Origin of the sequence: Paenibacillus sp. S29 (genome assembly GCF_049319765.1) — a bacterium.
Lineage (GTDB): Bacteria > Bacillota > Bacilli > Paenibacillales > Paenibacillaceae > Paenibacillus > Paenibacillus polymyxa_B.
Genome location: NZ_JBMOUI010000005.1, coordinates 161058 through 184612 on the forward strand (window position 1 = coordinate 161058; position 23555 = coordinate 184612).

Annotated in this window: 24 protein-coding genes; 21 read left to right on the forward strand and 3 right to left on the reverse strand. The window is 43.9% G+C overall.

The window, feature by feature from the left end; translation table 11 throughout:
- Positions 1-109: 109 nt before the first annotated feature.
- The 10 genes from ACL9RM_RS10565 (at position 110) to ACL9RM_RS10610 (ending at position 6204) form a co-directional block, all read left to right on the forward strand.
- Positions 110-322, forward strand: a complete 213-nt coding sequence (locus tag ACL9RM_RS10565) for a hypothetical protein (RefSeq protein WP_104497136.1) — start codon at positions 110-112, stop codon at positions 320-322.
- Between the two features lie 174 nt (positions 323-496).
- Positions 497-946 carry a GNAT family N-acetyltransferase gene (locus ACL9RM_RS10570; protein ID WP_250266355.1) on the forward strand — a complete coding sequence of 150 codons (450 nt, stop codon included), beginning with the start codon at positions 497-499 and terminating at the stop codon, positions 944-946.
- 89 nt (positions 947-1035) lie between these two features.
- Complete coding sequence (locus tag ACL9RM_RS10575) at positions 1036-1449, forward strand: GNAT family N-acetyltransferase (protein ID WP_250266354.1); 414 nt, start codon at positions 1036-1038, stop codon at positions 1447-1449.
- A gap of 181 nt (positions 1450-1630) precedes the next feature.
- Entirely contained in the window at positions 1631-2128 is a 498-nt protein-coding gene (locus ACL9RM_RS10580) for a GNAT family N-acetyltransferase (RefSeq protein WP_023989595.1), read from the forward strand.
- A gap of 176 nt (positions 2129-2304) precedes the next feature.
- Entirely contained in the window at positions 2305-2958 is a 654-nt protein-coding gene (locus ACL9RM_RS10585; protein ID WP_322197567.1) for a hypothetical protein, read from the forward strand.
- A gap of 70 nt (positions 2959-3028) precedes the next feature.
- Positions 3029-3454, forward strand: coding sequence for a protein export chaperone secb (locus ACL9RM_RS10590; RefSeq protein WP_235309197.1), 426 nt, complete (start codon positions 3029-3031; stop codon positions 3452-3454).
- Between the two features lie 234 nt (positions 3455-3688).
- Positions 3689-4255 carry a hypothetical protein gene (locus ACL9RM_RS10595; RefSeq protein WP_250266353.1) on the forward strand — a complete coding sequence of 189 codons (567 nt, stop codon included), beginning with the start codon at positions 3689-3691 and terminating at the stop codon, positions 4253-4255.
- A gap of 248 nt (positions 4256-4503) precedes the next feature.
- Positions 4504-4929, forward strand: coding sequence for a hypothetical protein (locus ACL9RM_RS10600; protein WP_250266352.1), 426 nt, complete (start codon positions 4504-4506; stop codon positions 4927-4929).
- 171 nt (positions 4930-5100) lie between these two features.
- Complete coding sequence (locus ACL9RM_RS10605) at positions 5101-5556, forward strand: DinB family protein (protein WP_414126316.1); 456 nt, start codon at positions 5101-5103, stop codon at positions 5554-5556.
- A 108-nt stretch (positions 5557-5664) separates the two neighbouring features.
- Positions 5665-6204, forward strand: coding sequence for a class I SAM-dependent methyltransferase (locus tag ACL9RM_RS10610; protein WP_250266350.1), 540 nt, complete (start codon positions 5665-5667; stop codon positions 6202-6204).
- 153 nt (positions 6205-6357) lie between these two features.
- Here ACL9RM_RS10610 and ACL9RM_RS10615 read toward each other — a convergent pair whose 3' ends face one another.
- Both ACL9RM_RS10615 and ACL9RM_RS10620 read right to left on the reverse strand, forming a co-directional pair.
- A complete protein-coding gene (locus ACL9RM_RS10615; RefSeq protein WP_250266349.1) occupies positions 6358-7221 on the reverse strand; it encodes a sulfurtransferase in 864 nt (287 codons plus the stop codon).
- A gap of 75 nt (positions 7222-7296) precedes the next feature.
- Positions 7297-8241 carry a DMT family transporter gene (locus tag ACL9RM_RS10620; protein ID WP_250266348.1) on the reverse strand — a complete coding sequence of 315 codons (945 nt, stop codon included), beginning with the start codon at positions 8239-8241 and terminating at the stop codon, positions 7297-7299.
- Between the two features lie 233 nt (positions 8242-8474).
- On the opposite strand from ACL9RM_RS10620, the gene ACL9RM_RS10625 reads away from it, so the two are divergent.
- The 7 genes from ACL9RM_RS10625 to ACL9RM_RS10655 all read left to right on the forward strand — a co-directional run bounded on the left by ACL9RM_RS10625 (position 8475) and on the right by ACL9RM_RS10655 (position 15496).
- A complete protein-coding gene (locus tag ACL9RM_RS10625; RefSeq protein WP_414126315.1) occupies positions 8475-9383 on the forward strand; it encodes a hypothetical protein in 909 nt (302 codons plus the stop codon).
- A 212-nt stretch (positions 9384-9595) separates the two neighbouring features.
- Complete coding sequence (gene dapD, locus ACL9RM_RS10630; protein ID WP_414126314.1) at positions 9596-10309, forward strand: 2,3,4,5-tetrahydropyridine-2,6-dicarboxylate N-acetyltransferase; 714 nt, start codon at positions 9596-9598, stop codon at positions 10307-10309.
- Between the two features lie 181 nt (positions 10310-10490).
- Positions 10491-11627 (forward strand): N-acetyldiaminopimelate deacetylase, encoded by a 1137-nt coding sequence (locus ACL9RM_RS10635; protein ID WP_250266347.1) that lies wholly within the window; start codon positions 10491-10493, stop codon positions 11625-11627.
- A 76-nt stretch (positions 11628-11703) separates the two neighbouring features.
- Positions 11704-12813, forward strand: coding sequence for an ABC transporter ATP-binding protein (locus ACL9RM_RS10640; RefSeq protein ID WP_025720927.1), 1110 nt, complete (start codon positions 11704-11706; stop codon positions 12811-12813).
- Entirely contained in the window at positions 12803-13615 is an 813-nt protein-coding gene (locus ACL9RM_RS10645) for an ABC transporter permease (protein ID WP_023989586.1), read from the forward strand. Before ACL9RM_RS10640 ends, ACL9RM_RS10645 begins: the two co-directional genes overlap by 11 nt.
- Positions 13605-14426 (forward strand): ABC transporter permease, encoded by an 822-nt coding sequence (locus ACL9RM_RS10650; RefSeq protein WP_013311255.1) that lies wholly within the window; start codon positions 13605-13607, stop codon positions 14424-14426. The genes ACL9RM_RS10645 and ACL9RM_RS10650 overlap by 11 nt, the downstream gene beginning before the upstream one ends.
- Positions 14423-15496, forward strand: coding sequence for an ABC transporter substrate-binding protein (locus ACL9RM_RS10655; protein ID WP_028542540.1), 1074 nt, complete (start codon positions 14423-14425; stop codon positions 15494-15496). The genes ACL9RM_RS10650 and ACL9RM_RS10655 overlap by 4 nt, the downstream gene beginning before the upstream one ends.
- A gap of 515 nt (positions 15497-16011) precedes the next feature.
- Here the strand turns inward: ACL9RM_RS10655 and ACL9RM_RS10660 are convergent.
- Entirely contained in the window at positions 16012-17175 is a 1164-nt protein-coding gene (locus ACL9RM_RS10660; protein ID WP_061829694.1) for an aminotransferase A, read from the reverse strand.
- 183 nt (positions 17176-17358) lie between these two features.
- Between ACL9RM_RS10660 and ACL9RM_RS10665 the strand changes: the two genes are divergently transcribed.
- From ACL9RM_RS10665 to aspA, 4 genes are all read left to right on the forward strand, one after another.
- Complete coding sequence (locus ACL9RM_RS10665; RefSeq protein ID WP_250268945.1) at positions 17359-20739, forward strand: S-layer homology domain-containing protein; 3381 nt, start codon at positions 17359-17361, stop codon at positions 20737-20739.
- A gap of 115 nt (positions 20740-20854) precedes the next feature.
- Entirely contained in the window at positions 20855-21256 is a 402-nt protein-coding gene (locus ACL9RM_RS10670) for a VOC family protein (protein ID WP_061829696.1), read from the forward strand.
- A gap of 109 nt (positions 21257-21365) precedes the next feature.
- On the forward strand, positions 21366-21896 hold the full coding sequence (locus tag ACL9RM_RS10675; protein WP_061829697.1) for a GNAT family N-acetyltransferase: 531 nt from the start codon (positions 21366-21368) through the stop codon (positions 21894-21896).
- Positions 21897-22094: 198 nt separating this feature from the next.
- Entirely contained in the window at positions 22095-23504 is a 1410-nt protein-coding gene (aspA, locus tag ACL9RM_RS10680; RefSeq protein WP_061829699.1) for an aspartate ammonia-lyase, read from the forward strand.
- The last annotated feature ends 51 nt before the right edge of the window (positions 23505-23555 follow it).

The window sequence follows — 23555 nt, forward strand, 5'->3', positions numbered from 1 at the left end:
TATACACAAACGTTATCAGAAATTCTTGAATTACTAAAACATAATAATAAGATCTCAAAAGTACTAAAAACTATAGTATAAAGAACGCGAAAGATCTGGAGGTCATTTTATGGATATACTCTTTGCCAAGTATGGGATTAATATAATCCGAAGAGATGGGGGAATATTCATTAGTTTTGATGCTGGTGGAATAGTGGTTCAAATGATAGAAATAGAAATAACAGAAGAAGAGTCACTAAAAGCTCAGAAAAGTGAAAGAGATGCATATGAACTAATAATCAAACTACAAAATGAAAAAAGACCATATAAGAAAATTCGCTGATAAAAAATTTGCAGATTGATTTTGAATGCATAGTGAAGAAGTTCGGTAACTTCTGATAACATAATATTCAAGCATAAGAATCCTCACGGAGCTTTGGCCTGTTGAGATGGAGTTGGAGGAGGGATTTCAGCAGACAACCCCAGAAAAAATAAAAAGACAATGGAGGTATGTTTGGTGCTGACATTAGAAAAAGCTAGAAAAAATGATGCACAAAAACTTGCTGAAATACAAAAGACCAGTTTTGAGGATGAATCAAAGCATTTTAAGAATAACGAAACCGTTGGGCCAATAGGATATGACTCCATAAGTTGGCAAGAAGAGATGATGCAAAATTGCGAATATTTCAAGGTACTCTTTAATGGAGAAATAATCGGGGGAGCAATGATATTTGTAGAATGTAATCAAGTGCATAATCTAGGAAGAATCTTTATTGATCCAAATTTTAAAAATCAAGGAATCGGAACGAAGGTGATGGAGAAAATTGAAAGTAAATTTCCAGACAGCACTGAATGGTGGCTGGATACTCCTAGCTGGAGTGTGAAGAATCATCACTTCTATTCAAAGTGTGGGTTTACTAAAGTTAGAGAAAAAGGTGACTTACACATTTTTAAAAAGACTTTATAAACTTATGTAATGTACAAACGTTATGAGACATCAGTGCTAAGTGTTACCAAGAAGATATTCAATGAAAAGAGTGAAAGGGAGGATTTACAATGAAGATTGATTTTGCGATTGAATCAGATTATGAGTATATCTCGTTAAGAGACAAGCACATACATAAGACACTGATAAGACCAAAAATAAAAGAAAATGAAATTCTAATAATTAGAGAATCCAATCAAGAAATAGGTTGGATGAGATATGGATTTTTTTGGGACAACACACCATTTATGAATATGATATGGATAGATGAGGAGTATAGAGGAACAGGTATTGGTAAAAAAGTTGTCCACTATTGGGAAGAATTAATGAAACAAAAAGGATTTGAAATGGTCATGACCTCAACACTTTCAAATGAAGGAGCCCAACATTTTTATAGAAAGCTTGGATATAGAGATGCTGGATGTTTAATGCTTGAGAATGAACCTCTGGAAATAATACTGACAAAGGAGTTGAACAAAAATTAACGTTGAGGAAATCAATGAAGGAAGTGACATTTAAAATATAATATTCAAGCTGCGTTCACAATGGAGCCTAGGTCTGGGAGTTGAAATTCGAAGAGGGATTTCAGCAGACAACCCCTTTGGGGTTCATGAATACAGAAACGTTATGCGAAACCTTTGAGAATCTAGAAATGAGGTAACTTCAATGATGCAATACAGAATCCGACCAATAATAGAAGATGATGTGTTTTTTTTATGGGAGATGTTATATGAATCATTATTTGTCCCAGAAGGTCAAGAGCCATTCGATAAAGCGATAATAAAAGACCCTTATATATCAAAGTATATTGAAGGTTGGGGAAGAGATGGGGATTTTGGATTTATAGCAATGAACCATGAGGGTGAACCCGTCGGATCAATAACAGTTCGATATTTTAACGAGGATAATAAGGGATTTGGATTTATTGATAATGATGTACCCGAACTAGGAATGGCTTTGTTAAAAGAATACAGGGGAAGAAAAATCGGAATGGCCTTAATGGATGAATTATTTAAAGAAGCTAGGAAAAGGAATATAAAAAAATTATCCCTCAGTGTTGATCCGAGCAATGCAGCGGCAATGAAGCTCTACGAGAGATTCGGATTTAAAGAAGTTGGGAAAGTTGATTCATCAATCACGATGGTTGTCGATTTGAGAAGTTAAAATACAGTAGTAATAGGGATTATTTTAAGGAACTCAAAAGAGATCAAGGGTATCGTCTAACATCATATTCAAGCAGCGGCTCCTTACGGAGTCTGGGTCTGCGAGGTGGATTTCGGAGAGGAATTTCAGCAGACAACCCCTTAGGGGTTCATGAATAAAAGAACGTTAGCTGAAATATGACTAAAGAAACAAAAAGGGGCAAAACAATGAGTGAATTGACTTCAGGATGCTTATCACTTTTGAAATATAAAGAAGCAATTCTTGAGCATGATCCTATATACGCGGAGGATTTAAATGACAAATGGTTTGTTTTCGTAACCAAAGATACAGAAGAAAGTGAAGAAATTCCAGAAAGTCTATTTCAAATTTCAGAAAAAATCCCAGTGTTATATTTTTATAATTTTGAAGATCACTGTTGGGGATACCGTGTAGTTTACAATTCACAAGAGATAGCAAGTCTTCATATATCATACGTGTTATTAGATACTTCAATTATTAAGCTTGCAGAAGAAAGATATCCAGAGGAAGATCACATTGAATTTTTATATGTCGACCCTAGAGGGGACAAAATCAGAACTGAATTAATTGAAGAAGTTCTGAGATCTAATGAATACAATGAGAAAATAGCAAAACAGTTTACAAATTGCAATCTAAAAACATTTAGATTTTTTGAACTAGATAATGAGCGAATAAAACAATTAGACGATATTTTGAATAATAATTACTATACACAACTGGAATCTGAGCATCAGTTAGTAGAAGAGTTTAAAGAATTATTAAACATTGAGGAAATGAGCTGGATACGAGCAGATAGAATGAATGAAGATTAGAAGCTAATAGATAGTGAGGGCTTGTAGATATAAGAACGTTAGGTGAAATACGGAGTGTTAGGAGGTTTGCATGAATTATTATGTACTAATGAATGAAGTATTCTTTAAAGATGGAAGTCTAAGGGATATTTATATATTGGATACAGACATCCAAGTATGGGCTCTAATTTTTGATCATTTGGAAAGTAATAGAATTAATTATCGAGTGACTATAGATGGGCTAATAACTAGAATTAGGGATATTGCTGAATTGTTAAGAATAAAAAAAGAAGCAAGTATTGGGATAACTATTGAATATAGTGAAATTGATATTTGTGGGCATTTTTATGAAGGGAGCGTTATTGAATTTGATATTTCACCAATACAGATAGACTCAGAGAAAAAAATAGATGTACTCATGAACTTCCTAAAAGATTTAAGTCGGAACCTAAACAAAACGATAATTATAACTCCAGAAATGACTATGGAAGAGGTATTAGTTCGAGTAGAGCCCTAAAGGGAAAATTGAATTAATTATGTGAGTATTTCAGTGTATTCCACCTAACATCGTAATTCACACTGTGGCCGCTTTCGCTTCCTTAATCCGCTAGATGCGACCCAAGAAGCGAATTCAGTGGACGTCTGAGAACTTAACCACGTAGCGGATAGCTTCTACAGAGTCTTAAGGTTCGCATGTTCGTGAATACACAAACGTTAGCCGATAACTGTAATATTGAAAAGGAGAATATACATGAAATTTACTTATACACTAAGTAATATTGGTTGGGCAGATGTACATCTTCGAATTGAAAATTCGGAAATTTATATTTCTCCAAGCTATCTCTCTGAGCCATTAATTGACTTAGTAAGAGCAATTGAAGTGTTGCTGCCTGAATGTACACCTGCGGATGAAGTTAAAAGTATTGTTCACTTTGATTGGGATTCGGAACCAGCTATACATAACTGGAAAATTGTAAAGAAATCACAAGAAATAGTGCAAGTTAATATAACTGTCTATGAAGATGGGATAAAGACACACCCAGGGAAATTAGAGTTCAGTGAAGAATGTAACTTTAATGAATTCATATCAGAGGTTGTACAATCAATGGAAGTATTACTAAAGGATCATGGAATTTTAGGATATAGAAAACAATGGTATGCTCAAGATTTTCCGATTAGTAGTTATCTTCAATTGAAATATTATCTTGAGAATAAGAGCAGCTTTCCAACTAAAATTAGAAATCCAAATGATTGGATTGAAAAAATAGAAACTAATTTGAAAGACGAACTAGATATTTTAAAGAAATACATTTTGTAAGCATTTCAGGAAGTTGATAACTTCAGATAACATTATTTTCGCGCATTGAACCATTCGACCCTCAGTCCGCGAGAAGGCGTCAGCAAAATATCAGCGTACACATCCGCACCGACTAACCACATTTTAGCCAGCTCCTGACGAGCCTTGAGTTGGTGGGACGTTGTGAATACAGTAATGTTATGCGAAACCTCAGTAAATTAAATACGATACATGGAAGTGAATTGATGGAGGAACCAATCATAACTTGTATGAGTATAGGCGTTTATGCTCATGCACTTACAAGAGGGAATAGATACATTGTAAAAAATGAGGATGGGGACAAGTATAGAATCATTGGAAACCACGGGAAAGCTGTTTGGATATCAAAAGCATTTTTTATTGATGGAAATATAGAAGTGCCTTATTTAGAAACATGGAAGTTTGATGATGATCCAAAGGAGTTTGATTTGGTGGAGGTGACCCTTACTTTTTCGGATGGAAGTAAACGGTGGAGTTTGGTGACAACCCCTCAAAAGTTAGTAAATCACTTTAAAAAAGAAATGGAACCACCAGGGCTTAATATTAAGCATCTAATTATAACGAAAACAATGTACAACGACGATATTGAAAAAACATTGAAATATTTAGAGGCAAATGATGAATTAACAGAAGCAAGCAAAGCTTTGGAACGTTGATTCTGAGAGGCAGAGGAAGCCCATAACATATATTCAACTGCGTCTCCTGACGGAGCCTAGGCCTGCGAGAAGGAGTCTCGAAAAGGGATTTTCAGCAGACAACCCCTTTGGGGTCCATGAGTCAGAGACGTTGTCCTAGATAAATGAAATTTGAAAAAAGAGCGTGAAACCATGAATGAGAAGTCGCGGTTACTAGAGGAGTTCAAGGAATGGATTCGTTTTGTTTCTGAGATTCGTGAAATGGATTGGCAAATAACGATTGCTGAAGGTAAATGGTCAGTTCAGGATATCGTAAGTCATATACTGCTGTGGGATAAATACTTTCTTGAAGCAGCAATAAGTCCCATATTAAACAATACACCTTTGACATTAACACATATGGATTTTGAACAATTTAATCAGGATGCTATTGAATATGGAAAAACAAAAACGAAAGAAGAATTAATTAAAATGACTATTCAGTATCGTAACATGATATTGGAGAGTATAGAGAGTTTTGAAGACGATAAGTTTACTAAAGAATATGCTGACGGGAACTTTACTGTAATATCCTATTTAAGAGATTTTATCTGGCATGATCAACATCATATCAGACAGATTGATGAGCTTAAAAGAAGAGCTATGTGAGTATATAGGCGGGTGAATCATATGGGGGATTATTGGAACAAAAGATTTACTGAAGAAGGGATGATTTGGGGCTGTTAACCAAGTCAAACTGTAACCCAAGCTATAGATTTGTTCAAAAAGAATCATGTACATGATATTTTGGTTCCTGGTGCTGGATATGGAAGAAATACGAAAGCGTTCTCTTCTTATTTTCAGGTTGATGGAATTGAGATATCTAGTTCAGCTATAAATCTAGCAAAAGAATGGGACTTAAAAACGAATTTTATTCAAGAATCGGTATTAGAGTTTAGTACATGCCAAAGGTATGATGGAATATATTGTTATGATTTATTACATTTATTTTTGTTAGAAGACCGAAAAAAACTGATACAGAATTGCGTGAAGCATTTGAAGGAATTGGGAGTAATGTATTTCACATGTTTTTCTAATTGTGATTTTAATAATGGTGTGGGTAGGGAAATTGAAGAAGGAACATATGAATACAAGGAAGGGAAATATGCTCACTTCTTTACTGAAGAAGATTTAAAAGAACATTTTAATGATTTGAATATATTAGAAACGGGTTCCATAAGAGAAACTCTGATATATGCAGAAAAACAACAGAAAAAATATGAATTAAGATATATATTTGTTCAAAAGATGGGATAGCTATTCAAAAAAAGCAAGCAACTTCAACTACATCGTTTTATTGCTTCACTCAGCTCAAGTTGTTTTTTTAAACAAAGACAAATACACTGCCGTAAGCCTAATCGCTAGGACAGTGTATTTGTCTTTAGAACCTGTATATCCGTTGAAAACTTTTTATTCCTCTCCGGTCGCCACCGGATTCTCCTCATAACTGATCCAGTCGCTCCAGCTTCCCGGATATAAACGGACCTTACTAAATCCAGCTTCATTCAGGGCCAGTACATTGGGACAGGCGGATACGCCGGAACCGCAATACACGATAATTTCTGCGTTTGGATCAAGGTCGGCAAAGTGCTGCTGCAATTGTTCCGCATTTTTAAAGCTGCCTTGTTCGTCCAATACTTCTTTCCAAAAGAAATTCACCGCACCCGGGATATGCCCCGCTGCTTGATCTATGGGCTCTTCCAGTCCCAGGTAGCGCGGCCGCTCTCTGGAGTCGATCAGTATAGGTGAAAAACCGATATAGGAGCCAACAGGAGCAGAATCTTCGGATATATGTTGTACTTCTTGCATACTTGTGAGCATTTGCGGCTGTACATTCGGTGTGAATGTACTTGGAATGCGAATCGGCTGGTCTGACGTCACCGGGAACTTCGCTTCTTTCCAAGCGCTGTAGCCTTCTTCCAGCACATATACCTGCTCATGCCCGAGATAGCGCAGGAGCCACCAGAAGCGGGAAGCCATCATACCGCCTTGGTCATCATAAGCGACGATGCGTGAAGATGCGTTGATCCCGGCACGACTTAGACGTGCGGCAAGTGTATCCGCATCAGGTAATGGATGGCGACCACCATGCTCACCAAGAGGAGCAGTAAGGTCTTCTTCCAAATCGAAGTGAACCGCCCCTGGAATATGGTCTTCATTAAATTGAGTCCGTCCAGCCCCGGCTTGTCCGAGCAGGGAACGGCAGTCGGCAATGATCATGTCCGGCTCATACAATCGGGCCAGCAGCCAGCGTTTGGATACGATGGATTTCATAGAGGATTCCGCCTTCCTTTATTTAACAGTAAATTCGATCCGTTGAGTATGGTTTATGAAAATGGGGTAAATAAGTTAAGAGCTGGCCTTCAAGGGGTGCTCAGTGTCGGGCAACTCACTTTGGTGGATAACTTTCTTTTTAAAATCCGCTCCGTATCGGATAAAAATCCATACCCCGAACAGGATGAAAAAGCCTGCACCAAATTGTAAGGCAGACAGCCTTTCCCCGAGCAGCATCCAAGCTAGCAGGGAAGAAATAACGGGCTCGCCGAGTACCGCCATCGACACCGCAGTGGCGTTAATGTATTTGAGCAGCCAGTTAAACAGGTAATGTCCGAACAGCGTAGGCACAATGGCAAGCAGCAGGAACAGTCCCCATTCCCGTGGAGCATATCCCGTAAAAGGAATGGCATTGACCATATTATACAGCGCAAGTGATGTGGCTGCGATGGCGAAAACCCAAAAATTATACACAAACGCGCTCAAATGCTCGCGTAGATGCTTACCCATCAGCATATGGATGGACACGGCTACCATACCCAAGAAGGACAGTGCGTCCCCGAGCAGGGCTTGTCCCGAGACATGAAAGTCTCCAGCTCCGATGGCCAGTGAGCCGATAAAAGCCATACCCATTCCGATGAGCATAGCGCGATTCGTGCCCGTCCGGAAAAACAAAAAAGAACCGAGCATGACAAGGATCGGCTCCAATGTCATAATAACGGTAGAGCTTGCAACGGTGGTCAGTCGCAGTGAGCCCATCCAGAGCAAGAAATGCAGCCCCAGCGCTATACCGGACCAGAGGATCAGCATCCACTGCTTGCGGGTCAGGCTAAACAGCTCGGTGCGGTATTTCCAGACCAAAGGCAGCATGATCAGATTGGTTAGGTACAAACGGTACATAGCGATGACGGACACCTCGGCTTCAGACCATCTTACGAAGATCGAGGAGAACGAAATAGCGATAATACCTATGATGTACAATAATTCAAAGGAAAACGACGGTTTATGTGCTTGATTCATGTGGCAGCTCCATCCGTATGGAGGAAAATAAATACGTTGATGTTCCTTCCAAGCGGTATCTCGAAAATTGGGTTTAATACAGCCCATTATACCGTACCTGACATTCCCGTGGTATTAGGATTTTGCAAAATCCTGAGAATATAATAAACGGGAGCAGGAGGTAGGGTTTTAAGTGAGATGCTGCGTAGAACTTTTGCTGCACAAGCTCGTCTATCATAGTGGAGGTGGATTTTATGAAAAAACAAAACACATTTTCAATCATACTACTGACTTTAGTGGCAGTGCTGGCTCTGTCAGCCTGTGGAACGAAACCGCAAACCAATAACACCGCACCTCAAGGGTCAGACCAACCGCAAACGCAACAGCAACCGCAAGTTAAACCGGAGCCAATCGCTGAGCCGGAAGTTAAAAAAGGCACAGGTGTATACAATGGAGCTGCTGACCCGCATACGGTAGAGATTGAAACCAATGGCGAAGCCCAATCCTTCCAATTGGGGGAGGGACTGGACACGGTAATAGCTGGCCTTAAAGAAGGCGATACAGTAGCGTTTGAATACAACGAAAAAGCAGTAGAAGGCGACGCGACGGCGAAGCAACTGACTTTAACGAAAATACAAAAAACAGAGGCTGCAACAGATGGCAATCAAAACGGAAGTTCTGGTCAAGCAGTAGGCGGAGAACGCTCGAAGACTCAAACTTTTGAGCTTACCCTTGAAGGAAAAAAGGAAAAGCAGACAGCAACATTGGCAAAAGGAGAGGGATATTCACTGTATGTGTTTGATCCGATGTCCCTGTTTCCCGATCAAAACCGTGTTGCCTTGGCTGTAGATGATAACTATTATGCTGAAATTACGAAGCTGCCCTCCGACTTTAATCTGGATGAGCTTCAAAAAGAAGGCGAAAAGGACCTAGCTTCCATCGGCAAGGTGCAAAAGCTGGACAAAGCAGCCGTACCTCAAGCGCTGTCCAGTAGCCGTCTGTTCTTACAAGCGAGCGGTTCGAAGATGACACAGCAATATATTGTTGTAGAAAATAAAACAGGTGGTTTCATCGTGAAAGTGAACATTCCACAAGGTGAACCTGCTGAAGGATTCGAATCCTTCATTTATACATCGCTGGAGAGCCTGCAAGCTAATAAATAACCCTACTTTGCTGCGGGATGGTCGGCGGCTTACAATTATGAATTTAAGGCAGTCATGCCGCTGGAAATTGTTATTTTAAGGGTTAGGTTAGAGCTATAAGGGTCTAATCTATAATTGCGAGACCTGCACTTTTGTGCTATAAAGGATGAGAGAATAAGATCATTCCGGCTTGCGAAGTCGTATGAAGCGATGAAGGAGTTGTTAGATTTACTATGTCCATCGAAATGAATACACAAGAAGTCATCAACGTGATTAAAAACAGCAAGAAAAAGACGCCTGTTAAAGTATATGTAAAAGGAGCTTTGGCTTCCGCATCTTTTGGCGAGAATATTCAAGCTTTTATTTCTGGAGACAGTGGTGTTGTATTTGGGGATTGGGCTGATATCAAGCCTGTACTGGATAGCGCAAACGCTAAAGAAGAAGACTATGTGGTGGAAAATGACCGCCGTAACTCTGCTGTTCCTATGCTCGATCTGAAAGGCATCAATGCCCGCATTGAGCCAGGCGCATATATTCGTGATATGGTTGGCATCGGTAACAACGCAGTCATCATGATGGGTGCAGTGATTAACATCGGTGTCACCATTGGTGAAGGCACGATGATTGATATGAATGCTGTGCTGGGCGGTCGTGTTAAAGTAGGTAACATGTGTCACATCGGTGCAGGCGTTGTCCTGGCAGGTGTCATTGAACCACCATCTGCACAGCCAGTTGTAGTAGAAGACGATGTATTGATCGGTGCAAACTCGGTTGTATTGGAAGGCGTGCGAATTGGTAAAGGTGCAGTTGTTGCAGCCGGAGCTGTCGTAACTGAAGATGTACCTGAATACTCCGTAGTGGCGGGGACACCTGCACGTGTGATCAAACAGGTTGACGATAAGACCAAATCTAAAACTGAGATTTTGAAAGAACTGCGCGTTCTGTAAGAAGGCAAAAGTTTTTTAATGTACCAAAGGTGAACGATTCCTTGTCAGAAGCATGATGCACTGACAGCATAACTTAGGGACGAAGCACAACGGACAAGGCTCGGCGGCTGCGCCGGGCTTTTGTCCTTTTGTTCTTTTGCAGATAAAAGCTGATGAGCTATAAAGAGGAGGCGTAGCAGCAATGAGTACGGTCGACTATCGTTCTTTTGTCCAAATACGAAGGGATTTACACCAAATTCCCGAACCGGGTTTTGAGGAATACAAAACACAACAATATTTGCTGAATTATTTGGAAACGCTCCCTCAGGAGCGGTTGGACATTCGTACATGGCGTACGGGCGTGTTAGTGTTCATTCATGGAACAGCTCCTGAACGCCGCTATGGATATCGTTGTGATATGGACGGTTTGCCGATTGAAGAAGAGACAGGGTACGATTTCCGTTCGACCCATCCCGGCTATATGCATGCTTGTGGACACGATTTACATATGACGATTGGATTGGGAATTGTTACTCACTTTGCAAGCCATCCGATTAAGGATGACCTGGTTGTGCTGTTTCAACCTGCTGAGGAAGGGCCGGGCGGAGCCTTGCCTATGCGGGACAGCACGGAGCTGGCAGACTGGATACCCGATGAAATTGTCGCGCTGCATGTTGCACCTGAATATCCTGTCGGTACAATTGCGACTCGCCCGGGCATTCTATTTGCCAATACGTCGGAGCTTTTCATCGACCTGAAGGGTATGGGTGGGCATGCTGCGTATCCACACAAGGCGAATGATATGGTAGTGGCTGCTTGTCAGCTGGTGGGACAATTACAGACGGTTGTAGCCCGTAATGTGAATCCACTCGATGCAGCGGTCATTACCGTGGGTAAGGTTAGCGGAGGCACGAAGCAAAATATTATCGCGGAAACCGCCCGTTTGGAGGGTACGATCCGAACGTTGTCAGCCGATACGATGAAGCTGGTTAAATCACGGATTGAAGCACTAGTGCGAGGTGTGGAGGCTGGATTTGAATGTCATGCCGAGATTCATTATGGCTCCAATTATTTGCAAGTGTACAATGAAGCTCAGGTGACCGAGGAATTCATGAACTGGGTCCGTAATCGGCAGGATGTGCAGCTTATTGAATGCGGAGAAGCGATGACCGGAGAAGACTTTGGATATTTTCTGGAGCGAATTCCCGGTCTGATGTTCTGGCTTGGTGTTGATACGCCTTATGGTTTGCATCATGCCAAGCTGGAGCCTGCGGAGGAAGCGATTGGTGTAGCCATTCGTGTGCTGACAGACTATTTTACCTGGAAGTCTCAAGGGTAAATGATACGCCCTGAATAAATAGGTTTAATGAAAAGAATGAAATGGAATGAAGTCGAATTTTTTGAAGGAGGGTGTTATGGGAGAGCAAACCATCATCCGATTTGAACGGGTGACCAAGCAATATGACAACGATCCCCCAGTGCTGGCGGACGTCAGCTTTGAGATTGAGCGTGGTAAATTTTATACACTGCTGGGGCCTTCCGGCTGTGGTAAAACGACGATTCTGCGTATGATTGCAGGTTTTGCGGAGCCGACAGAAGGCTCTATTTATTTAAATGGAAAACTCATTAATCGTGTTCCAGCCAATGAGCGGCAGGTCAATACGGTTTTTCAGGATTATGCGCTATTTCCGCATCTCAATGTGTTTGAAAATGTAGCCTTCGGTCTGCGAATCAAAAAGATGAACAAAAAGGACATTCAGGAGAAGGTGACACAGGCGTTGTCCTTTGTCAATCTGGAAGGCTACGGCGAGCGGGAAATTTCTGAGATGTCCGGGGGACAGCGTCAGCGTGTAGCCATCGCACGGGCTATCGTCAATGAACCTGATGTTCTCTTGTTGGATGAACCGTTGTCTGCACTGGATTTAAAGCTACGTACTGAAATGCAGTACATTTTGCGCGAAATGCAGCAGCGCCTTGGAATTACTTTTATTTTCGTTACGCATGATCAGGAGGAAGCACTGGCCATGTCGGACGAAATTTTTGTTATGAACAAAGGTAAGATTGAGCAGAGTGGTACGCCTAATGATATTTATGATGAGCCGATCAATCGGTTTGTTGCTGATTTCATCGGCGAATCTAACATTGTCCCAGGACGGATGATTGCAGATTATCAAGTGGAATTTAACGGTCGACAGTTTGAATGTGTCGACGGAGGATTACGTCCGAACGAACCCATTGAAATTGTGATCCGGCCAGAGGACTTGGAGATTACGAATGTTGCTGAAGGCAAGCTGCGTGTGAAGGTAGATACCCAATTGTTCCGTGGTGTTCACTATGAAATAAGCTGCTATGATGATTCGGGTCAGGAGTGGCTTGTGCATTCTACCAAAAAGGCGGAGCTGGGCAGTGAAATCGGTCTGCGATTTGACCCGGAAGCGATCCATGTGATGCGGTTTGGGGAAACAGAAGAAGAATTTGATCGGCGTCTGGAAGCCTATGAAGAGGTGGATCAGCATGTCCGGTAATACAAGAGCAGCGTATCTGCTGCCTTACTATTTATGGATTGTGCTGTTCGTGGCAGCTCCGGTTGTACTTGTGTTTTACTATTCACTATTTGATGTGGATGGTCATCTCACATTCAACAACTATGCTCAGTTTCTGACACCTGTTTATTTGAGCATGACGCTTAGTTCGTTTTGGTATGCATTTCTGATCACTGTATTTTCACTGTTAGTTGCTTACCCGGCAGCATATTTGCTCACACGCACCAAGCATAAGCAGCTGTGGCTGTTGCTCATTATTTTGCCGACCTGGATTAACCTGTTACTCAAAACGTATGCTTTTATCGGGATATTTGGTACCTATGGCCCGGTGAATGCGGTGTTAGGTATGGTTGGGTTGGGAGGTCAGCAATTATTGTTTACTAGCTCCAGCTTTGTGTTTGTATCGGTTTATATTTTTGTGCCTTTTATGATTTTGCCCATCTATAACGCGCTGGAAGGGTTAAACCCTTCATTGCTGGACGCTGCCCGAGATTTGGGAGCCTCCAAGTGGACCGCGTTTCGTAGGGTTATTTTCCCGTTAACGCTTGCGGGTGTGCGATCCGGTTGCATGGCTGTGTTTATTCCAGCGTTGTCGCTGTTTATGATTACCCGCCTGATTGCAGGTAACCGTGTGATTACACTGGGGACGGCGATAGAGCAGCATTTTCTGGTTACTCAGGATTGGGGGATGGGCTCTACGGTTGCCGTGTTCCTGATTTTGGCGATGGGGATCATTATGCTGCTCACCTCGGGAACGAAACGGAGGGTGCGGCATGGTAAATAAAAACCGGTTCGGGAATATTTATTTGGTGATTGTTTTTCTCGTGTTATACGCACCTATTTTGTATTTGATGTACTATTCCTTCAACAGTGGCGGGACGATGCATGAGTTTGAAGGTTTTACACTCCAATATTACAAAGAGGTGTTTGCAGACACTCGCTTGATCATTATTGTCATTAACACCTTGGTGATTGCTTTGTTGTCGTCTGCGTTGGCTACGATTATTGGCATCATGGGTGCGCTGGCTATTCATCAGATGCAAAACCGTCGAGTCAAAAATACGCTGCTATCGCTCAATAATGTATTGATCGTGAACCCGGACGTCATTATTGGCGCTTCCTTCCTCATTTTGTTCACGATGGTCGGGATTAAGCTGGGTTTCTACTCCGTTTTATTATCCCATATTGCATTTAGTGTGCCGATTGCGGTCATTATGATTTTGCCGCGGTTGCAGGAAATGAGTCCATCTCTGGTCGATGCCGCGCGTGATTTGGGTGCCAGCCGAATGGATGTGCTGACCAAGGTGATTCTACCCTTTATCAAGCCAGGGATTTATGCGGGCTTCTTTATGGCGTTAACGTACTCGCTGGATGATTTTGCGGTGACCTTTTTTGTGACAGGCAGTGGCTATTCGACCTTATCGGTGGAAATATACTCACGTGCCCGTCAAGGGGTTTCATTGTCCATCAATGCGCTATCCACGCTCATTTTCCTGTTTACTGTGCTGCTGGTGGTGGGTTACTACTTTATTATGCGCAAAGCGAATCGTAATGGTAAAAAAGAGCCTGCGGCAGAAATGGGGGTGCCTAGATGAAGTCACTTGTGCGCGTGTTTCTGTCGATTTTCATCATCTCGTTTGGGCTGATGGGGGTGGCCGCATGGTTGAATTCCAGTCAAGGCTACTCCGGTGGTAACACACTGACGGTGTACAACTGGGGAGACTACATTGACCCTGAGCTGCTGGAACGGTTTCAGAAGGAGACGGGGATTACTGTCATTTATCAGACATTTGATTCTAATGAGGCGATGCTGACGAAAATCGAGCAGGGAGGAACTTCGTTTGATGTAGCGGTTCCCTCGGAATATGCTTTGGCTAAAATGAAGCAGGAGCACTTGTTGCTCCCGTTGGACCACAGCAAGCTGCCGAATTTGAAGCATGTGGATTCTCATTTTCTAAACCTTTCGTTCGACCCGAATAATGAATACTCAGTGCCGTATTTTTGGGGTACAGTCGGGATTGTGTTTAACCCAGAGCTGACGAAAGGCATTGATTTTCATAGCTGGAACGGTCTGTGGAATCCAAAGCTGCGTAATAATCTACTGTTGGTTGATGGTGCGAGGGAAGTCGTAGGGATGTCACTGAACAGCCTTCACTATTCCTTGAACGATACGAATGAGGCACATTTGCAGCAGGCTTTGACGAAGTTGGAGAAATTAGCACCCAATGTCAAAGCGGTTGTCGGTGACGAGATTAAAATGCTGCTGGCAAACGAGGAAGCCGCTGCCGGGGTAGTATGGTCCGGTGATGCGTCTGAAATCATGGATGAGAACGAGAAGCTCGATTACATCGTGCCAGATGAAGGCTCCAACTTGTGGTTTGATAATATGGTTATTCCGAAAACCGCTACCCATGTGGATGCAGCCCATAAGTTCATCAATTTCATGATGCAGCCCGATGTAGCCGCTCAAAATGCCGAGTTTGTAGGGTACTCCACACCCAACGAGGACGGAAAGAAGTTATTGCCTGAAGATATCTCTGGCGACGAGCGTTTTTACCCTCCGTCCGAAATTACAGACAAGCTGGAAGTATACAACAATCTAGGCAAGCGCATGCTCGCTCATTACAATGAATTGTTCCTGCAATTCAAAATGCATTTAAAGTAGGGGAGTGGCGTTGGGATTAGGAGTTGGTGCTTTAAAGGTCGCTACGGTGGCGGATGGTGCTTACCATCGCTGTTAAATTCCGATTTTTATGATTGAATATTTAAAGGTTAAAATCGGAATTTAAAGGCGACCGCTTCGCTTGTCCAGCACCATTCCGCCCCCTCCGCTGCACCGTGCTTAAAGGTACGCACCCATGAATCCCACACCTAGGTGAGGGAGTAGAGGAAGAACGAACAGGCCCTTGAACCACCCGTGTAGGTGGTTCAAGGGCCTGTTTTGTTTATTCACCGTGTAAAGCAGTGAGTATTGTACTTCTTTTCCCCATACTTCACACACGTTAGAGAATCGTGGGACTTTGAGGCGGGCAGTGAGCGAAGCGGGCCATTTGAATCTGGAGAAGCGGTAGCGTTCGCCTTTGCTGAGGGATTCTTACCTATAAATGTTTTATCTAATCCAAGAATCCCCCAGCAACAGCGATCGGAAGATCAAATGGACTGCGTAGCGCCTCTGCTACCTTAACTCCTCACAATTCCCCTAACAAACCTCTCTATTTTATCCAACCCTTGCTCCAGCACATCCTGTCCGTAAGCATAGGACAAACGAATGTATCCTTCGCCATAGGAAGAAAAGGCATCTCCAGGTACGACAGCTACTCCATGCTCTTCCAGCAGCTTCAAGGTAAAATCCATCGAGTTTAATCCAAAATGGGCGATGGAAGGGAAAAGGTAAAAGGCTCCTTCGGGTTTCTCCAGCGGGATACCCATGTCTGTCAGCCTACCATGTACATAATCACGACGCTTGCGGTATTCCTCACGCATCGGGAGTGCATCATCGACACCAACAGTCAAGGCTTCCAGGGCAGCATATTGGCTAATCGAGCTGGCACAGGTTACGTTGTATTGATGGACTTTGACCAAGTGCTGTGTAATTTCAGCGGGTGCAAGTGTAAAACCAATGCGCCATCCCGTCATAGAATGTGATTTGGACAGACCGTTAATGACGATGGTGCGCTCCCGCATACCTGGTAGAGCTGCAATGGAAACGTGGGGTGTATCGTAAATCAGTTCACTGTATATTTCATCCGAAATGATAAACAAATCGCGCTCCTTCAGTAAATCCGCGACCGCTTCCAGTTCTTCACGGCTCATCACTCGTCCGGTTGGATTTGAAGGATATCCGAGAATGACTGCTTTTGTCCGTTCGGTCAGATAAGGCTCCAGCACCTCGGCCGTGAGTTTGAAGCCGCTACTGCGGGTATCGGCAAACACAGGAATACCGCCTGACAAACGGATCAATGGCTCGTACCCTGGGTAGATCGGGACAGGTAGAACAACTTCATCGCCGGGGGACAAAATCGTGCGTAAGGTAATATCCAGCGCTTCACTGGCTCCGTTCGTTACGATCACCTCATCCTGTCCACGGTAATTCAGGCCGTATTTACGAGCTACAAACGCCGCTGCGGCTTCTCGTAATTCCGGCAGTCCCGGATTAGGTGTATAGGAGGTGCATCCTTCGTTAATCGCCCGATGGGCAGCTTCCATAATATGCGCAGGGGTAGGGAAATCCGGTTGTCCGATCGTTAATGACAGGGTTCCGGGTAATGCGGCAACTTTGTTGGCGATTTTGCGGATGCCGCTGATTTGAATGTTTTTAACCTGATCGTTAAGCAAATGCTCCATAGCGTATGTGCCACCTTTTTCTGTATTAGAACAAGTTTACAATAATTTGATCTGAATATGCTACGGCAAGAAGAATTCATTTTACATAATTCAGGTACTAAATTGACTAATTTATGGTATCTTAAAAGAAGAATATATTTGTAAGCGTAATCATAGTAAAAATGGGGAGGGGAGTATCTTTTGATGAAACAAGAATACATAGAAAAAATATTACCTACGAAATTAAAAAGGTTCGGGATCACATGGCTCAGTGCTATACTGCTGCTTTCAGCTGGAGGGCCGGCAGGGTTGTCCAGTGGAAAAGCTTCGGCAGAGCCTGCATCTTTTGAAGGAAAAGAGGTGCAACCTTCACCCGTAACTGTAGGGGCAAGTGTATATGCAGATGTCTATTTTCCTAAAAAGCTTCGCATCCACGATGTACAGAGGGCAGCACACCGTTCTCCATATGAAGGACAAAAAGTAGCGGATATTGAAGGCGTTGTCACGATGGTGAAGGGGAGCAGTTTCTATATCCAAGAGTTGGATGCTCAAGTGGATCAGGATGAAAAAACATCCGAGGCCATTTTAGTGTACAAGCCTAGTCACGGTGCACAGGTAGGGGATGAGGTAAGGGTTAGCGGTTCGGTAAAGGAATACACGGAAAGAACATATGCAAGCAAGCCAATCGACTTGACGACCACAGAAATTGTGGCTTCTTCGGTTAAGGTAATTGCCAATGACCGTCCATTGCCAGCTCCAATTTTGCTAGGTGAACAGGGACGTGTGATGCCCACATCTGTTGTGGATCATGACGGAATGACGGTGTTTGATCCACAGGAGGATGGCTTGGACTTTTTCGAAAGCCTGGAAGGCATGCGTGTAGAGTTGAAGGATGCCACTGTGATTGGTCCCTATGGCTATGAAATTCCAGTCCGAATTGTTAACGGTCCAAACACAGGTGAGGTTGTAACGGAGGCAGGCGGACTCATGCTGACAGAAAGAAGTCTGAACCCGCAACGGATTCTGATTGATGCGAAGCCTTCGACACCGTTGAAAACAGGCGATCGTTTTGCGGGTTCTATCACAGGTGTGGTGAGCTATAGCTTTAGCAATTATAAGCTGCTGCCAGAGCGTCTGCCGGATATTGTACCTGGCGGCCTCCAGCCAGCCAATACGCGTTTGATAGGGGATGATCGTAAGCTGACAGTAGCTTCTTTTAATGTGGAAAACTTCGATCCCGGTGATGGAAAACGGATAGATCAGCTGGGGCAGGCTATCGCTGTAAATTTGAATCATCCGGATATCATAGGATTGCTGGAAGTGCAGGATAATAACGGTGAGAAGGATGATGGCACCACAGACGCTTCCGAAAGCTTCCGCGTGCTCATAGAGGCGATTCGTGCTCATGGAGGCCCGGAATACAATTTTACAGATATTGGCCCTGAAAATAATAAGGATGGCGGTGCCCCCGGTGGCAACATCCGTGTTGGCTTCTTGTACAATCCGCAACGTGTTACGCTGACCGACAAGCCCAAGGGGGATTCAGTTACGTCTGTCACTTATGGAGTGCAGGGACTTTCCCTCAACCCGGGTCGGATTGATCCCCTGAATGCGTCATTTGAAGACTCGCGCAAGCCGTTGGCCGCTGAATTTGAGTTTGAAGGCCAGCAGGTGATTGTGGTCGCTAACCATTTTAATTCCAAAGGGGGCGATCAAGCGCCATTTGGAGGAATTCAACCACCTGTGAGAAGCAGCGAAATACAGCGTGCGAAGATTGCAACGATTGTGAATGGCTTTGTAAAGTCGGTACTGCAAGTAAACCCTAAGGCCAATATAGTGGTGCTCGGTGACCTGAATGATTTTCAATTTTCGGAAACGCTGGCTTTACTACGGGGGCAGGAATTGACCAATCTGATTGACCATTTGGATGAAAAGGAACGGTACTCTTATATTTATGAAGGTAATTCGCAAACATTGGATCATATGCTGGTCAGCCCGTCACTGAGCAAAACATCCGTGCTGGATATCGTTCATATGAATGCAGACTTTAGTGCGGCGGACGGGCGGGTCAGTGATCATGATCCGTTGGTTGCGCAAATAGATGTGCCGCGCAAAACGGAAGAACCACCGACAGATGATGGGAGTGGCCGAAATGACGATGATGATGAGGATCAGCAGGATAACGAGGGAAATGGTAACACTGGAAATGGCAGTAGCGGTAACGTGAATGGAACGGTAAATGGACAGGGTCAGACTGCCAGTAGTGAGCCCAATGGAAGCAGCCTGTCTGGTACAAATGTGGTGCAAGTTAAGTCTGTAATGACCGGAGTGGAGAAAAACGGACTGAAAAAGGCAGTTGCTCAAGTAACAGCTGCTGAAATACAAAAGGCCATTCAAAATGGTGCGAAGGGTACGCTTGTGATCCGTGCAGGGGAGCAAGTAGAAGCGGGGACGTACGAGGTTCATTTAAACGGGGAAGCTTTGGGAGCCGTCTTGAACGACCGTATTCGTACCCTTCGAGTGGAAACGCCACAGGGTGGATATGAAGTAACAACAAGTCGCTTGTCTCTTCAGAAACTGGCTGATACCTGGCAGGTGCCTGTAAAACAAATTTCTTTGAATTTTTCCATCGCTTCGAACGAAGAGCTGGCTAAACGCTTGGATGTTCCAACAGGGCGTACACTGTTACAGGCTTTGGATATCGCCGCTGAGCTGAGAAGCGAGGATGGACGGAAACAGCTTTTGGTAGGTAACGGAGACTCTGGTAGAGGGTATGAACGTTATCTGTTACGTGTTCCTGCAATGGTCGATACAGACCAGCTTGCTGTAGTGAAGGTATCATCGACCAACCAAGTCGGACAGCTGTCCTATCAACCCGTTCCTTTTCACACTTCGAGTGAGGAAATAACCGTGTATGGACGTTCGGGAGGGACTTACGCTGTGCTTGATGGCGGGTCTTCTGGTGAAGTCAGATCGTTCATGGATATATCCGGCCATTGGGCGCAGCAGGACATTACACGGCTGGCAACTCGCCTGCTTGTGACGGGGACCCATTCAACAGCGTCTACAGCTACTGCGACTCGTGAAAGGGACTTAGCGAACGTGCATTTTGAGCCTGAAGGCCAGGTACGACGCTCTGAACTGGTAGCGATGCTGGTTCGTGTGCTTGGACTGGAGCGTACTGATCGCACGCTGACGAGCTTTGACGACGTTCAACCCGAATCGTGGTATGCGGATTCCGTACGTACCGCAGCAGCAGCTGGGCTGATCAACGGCTATACTGACGGAAGCTTCCGTCCTGATACCCCGGTATCGAGGGAGGAACTGGCTGTGATCATAGAGAGAGCCTTGCGCTTCGTTGGGAACACAGAAGAAAATACAAGAGAAGTGAGTGAAAGTATATCTGTATCATTGTCGGATGCGCAGGAGATTTCTACATGGGCAGCTCCGGCTGTGAAGACTTTGTCTGGACTAGGTATTCTGAGGGGAGACGAGAAAGGCCGTTTTGGCCCGGCTACATCCGTGACGAGGGCAGAAGCTGCGGCTGTATTATCTCGCACGCTGGCTAAGCTTCATTGGGAATAGGAGATTTCCCTATACAAATGTTAGATTGATTGACTTTATGCGATAGTTAAGTTATCTTTTGTGGAGAGGTACTATGATAAAGTAGAATGAATGACGAATGAAGAGGTGAAATGTCGTGGGAGTAAAAGCTAAACAAATTTTTGTGAATTTGCCAGTTAAAAATCTGCAACAGTCCATTGATTTTTTCACTACCATCGGATTTGAATTCAGTGCTCAGTTCACTGATGAACATGCAACCTGTATGGTTGTTAGTGAGCATATTTTTGTCATGTTATTGGTTGAAGAACGTTTTAAAGCGTTCACGACAAAGGAAATTTCAGATGCCACAAAAAGCACAGAAGCAATTGTTGCCTTATCGGTGGAGAGTCGAGAAAAGGTAGACGAGATCGTCCACAAGGCTTTGGAAGCGGGCGGCAAGCCCTCAAACGAACCTCAAGATCATGGTTTTATGTATGGATGGAGCTTTCAGGATTTGGATGGTCATCTGTGGGAGTTCTTTTATATGGCAGAGCAGTAATGGAAATGAGAATGATGAAGTAAGCGAAGTATTATGGAAAGTAAACTATCCTAAAAAGATAGTTTGCTTTCTTTATTGTATATTATCGAACCCATCGGGAGGAATCACAATGTCTAACGAAATGAGAGTCTACCCTGTTCAAGCTCTGGATGAAGCCCTGGTAGATTCGCTAAGTCGACTGTTAATCGACGTGGTTGCAGACGGTGCATCTATAGGTTTCTTACCCCCATTAGGTTATCAGGAAGCAGCAACTTATTGGAACAATGTACTTGAGGACGGCGTAGTTCTGTGGATTGCCGAGAAGGACGGAGTACCTGTAGGGACGGTCCAGCTTCATTTGGCTCAAAAAGCTAACGCTATTCATCGTGCGGAAATTGCAAAGCTTATGGTACATCCGTCCGGTCGCAGGCTGGGGATCGCACGACAGTTAATGAAGGCAGCGGAAGAAGAGGCACTAAGTCAGGATAGAACGTTACTGGTGCTAGATACGCGGGTGGGTGATCCCTCCAATGGACTATACGAGTCGATCGGGTTCGTAGAAGCTGGTGTTATTCCGGGGTATGCTCAATCAGCTGATGGTCAGCTTCATGCCACTCGATATTATTATAAGCCATTAAATCCGTATTCAAGTCATAGCTGAGCATTTACCGAATAAGTGTGGTATATACGGGTAATCATAACTTGTCATAGGATTACATAGCTTTTTCCGCGTTATTCAACTGGAAAAGCACGGGAATAGAAACGTATAATGAGAGGGGATCAGAGAAGGTCTTTTTATGTCAATTTGGCTGTACTGAATTGAAGAAACGTAGCAAACACAGCGGAGGAATCAGAGAATATGAGGTTGGAGCATGATTTTTTAGGTACCAAGGAAGTGCCATTAGATGCCTATTATGGTGTACAAACGCTGAGGGCAAAAGAAAATTTTCCAATTACAGGCCAAAGACTGCACCCTGAGTTGATTAAAGCCATGGCGATTGTAAAAAAAGGAGCAGCGACGGTGAATATGGAACTAACCCGTTTACACCGCCCCAAAGCAGAGGCCATTATTCAGGCTGCTGATGAGATTATACAAGGACAGTTGCATGATCATTTCATCGTCGATCCGATTCAAGGCGGCGCAGGCACGTCCATTAATATGAATACAAATGAAGTGATTGCGAACCGCGCGCTGGAGCTGATTGGCAAGCAACGCGGAGATTATCAGGAGATCAGTCCTAATAATCATGTTAATATGGCGCAATCGACGAACGATGCTTTTCCTACAGCCGTACACTTGGCTGTATTAAGTATGATTGATAAGCTGTTAGCTACCATGAGTGAGCTTCAGGAAGCATTCTCCCGCAAGGCAAATGAGTTTGATAGTGTGATTAAAATGGGGCGAACTCACTTGCAGGATGCAGTGCCGATTCGATTAGGGCAGGAGTTTCAGGCTTATGCGCGTGTGCTGGGTCGTGATATCGGACGCGTCCGTGCGACCAAGCAGCACCTGCTAACCATTAATATGGGTGCAACTGCGGTGGGTACTGGTCTGAACGCAGACCGTCGTTATATTCAGCGTGTCGCAGAGGTACTGGCAGACGTCAGTGGCTTCCCTGTGGAAGCTGACGAAAATCTTGTAGATGCTACACAAAATACGGATGCTTATACTGAAGTGTCTGCCGCCTTGAAAATTTGTATGATGAATATGTCTAAGGTGGCAAATGACATCCGTTTGATGGCTTCCGGACCACGTGCGGGTCTGGGGGAACTGAGTCTGCCTGCCCGCCAGCCAGGGTCATCCATTATGCCGGGCAAGGTAAATCCGGTGATGTGTGAGGTCATTAACCAAATTGCTTTTCAGGTCATTGGTAATGATCATACAATCTGCTTGGCTTCAGAGGCTGGTCAGCTCGAGCTGAATGTAATGGAGCCCGTACTGGTGTACAACCTACTGCAATCGCTGGAAATTATGAAGCAGGGCTTCCACGTCTTCCGCATTCATTGTGTAGAAGGAATTGAAGCGAATGTGGAGCGTTGTCGTGAATATGTAGAGAACAGTGTAGGCATTATTACAGCGCTTAATCCGCACCTTGGATATGAGGTGGTATCACGCATTGCTCGCGAAGCAATTACGACTGGGAAATCGGTGCGCGAGCTGTGCTTGCTGTACAATGTACTGACCGAGGAGGAGCTGGACATTATATTGGACCCGTACCAAATGACTCAGCCTGGTATTGCCGGAGAATCTTTGCTGAATCGCGAATAATAATGCGGAGTATGGAGTTTAGACAGCTTTGAGGCAAGACGAAGATAGCCC